We start from the raw sequence: 913 nt of genomic DNA, 5'->3' as shown, positions 1-913 counted from the left end.
CTCGGTTGATTTCTTTTCCTGCGGCTACTTAGATGTTTCAGTTCGCCGCGTTCGCTTCACATGACCTATGTATTCAGTCATGGATACTCCATTCGGAGTGGGTTTCCCCATTCGGACATCTACGGATCAAAGCTCGTTTGCCAGCTCCCCGTAGCTTTTCGCAGGCTACCGCGTCCTTCATCGCCTGTGATCGCCAAGGCATCCACCACATGCACTTGTTCGCTTGACCCTATAACGGGTGTGTCTCGGTCACGATTGCTCGTGCGATTCACGCTCGCTACAGGTTGAGTATTCGTGTTGCGCCGTATTTCAAGGCAATCTTTCGATCACTTAAAAATACATTGATACAATCACAACCCTGATTCACCTACTTGACGGCCATCTCTGTCCGCGTTCGGATGAATCTCTTTACTACTTCTTCCTGATTGTTAAAGAACGACAGCCGATATTTCCGCAGTGATGCGTCATACCGCTCTGACTGGCTCAATCGCCAATGCTTGTCTCACTGAACCGCAGCCATCTTTCGACGTTTGCGTCAATGACACCAGCATTGAGGATTGGTGGAGGATGACGGGATCGAACCGACGACCCCCTGCTTGCAAAGCAGGTGCTCTCCCAGCTGAGCTAATCCCCCAGTCACATACATACCCAAGGGATCTGCCCGCCACAGACAGTGGTGGGTCTGGATGGATTCGAACCATCGACCCCCGCCTTATCAAGACGGTGCTCTAACCGACTGAGCTACAGACCCCTGAGTCTGTCTTTCTTACAGCCGACAAGTGTGAGCGCTTTAACGCAGCGAGCGATGAGCTCTGGAAAGGAGGTGATCCAGCCGCACCTTCCGATACGGCTACCTTGTTACGACTTCACCCCAGTCATGAATCCTGCCGTGGTGACCGTCCTCCTTGCGGTT

The 913-nt window shown here is 52.5% G+C and carries 2 tRNA genes and 2 rRNA genes; all 4 read right to left on the bottom strand.

The annotated features are described in order from the left end of the window. Positions 1-229, bottom strand: a 23S ribosomal RNA gene (locus tag M3I53_RS37975); the annotation flags it as partial. A gap of 329 nt (positions 230-558) precedes the next feature. Next, positions 559-634 (bottom strand) — tRNA-Ala (locus M3I53_RS37970). Positions 635-674: 40 nt separating this feature from the next. Next, a tRNA-Ile gene (locus M3I53_RS37965) sits at positions 675-751 on the bottom strand. Positions 752-816: 65 nt separating this feature from the next. After that, positions 817-913: ribosomal RNA gene (locus M3I53_RS37960) — 16S ribosomal RNA — on the bottom strand; the annotation flags it as partial.

The sequence above is a fragment of the Paraburkholderia sp. CNPSo 3272 genome (assembly GCF_024206495.1).
Classification (GTDB): Bacteria; Pseudomonadota; Gammaproteobacteria; order Burkholderiales; family Burkholderiaceae; genus Paraburkholderia.
The sequence above is the reverse complement of the archived record's forward strand: the minus strand, read 5'-3'. Positions and strand labels throughout refer to the sequence as shown.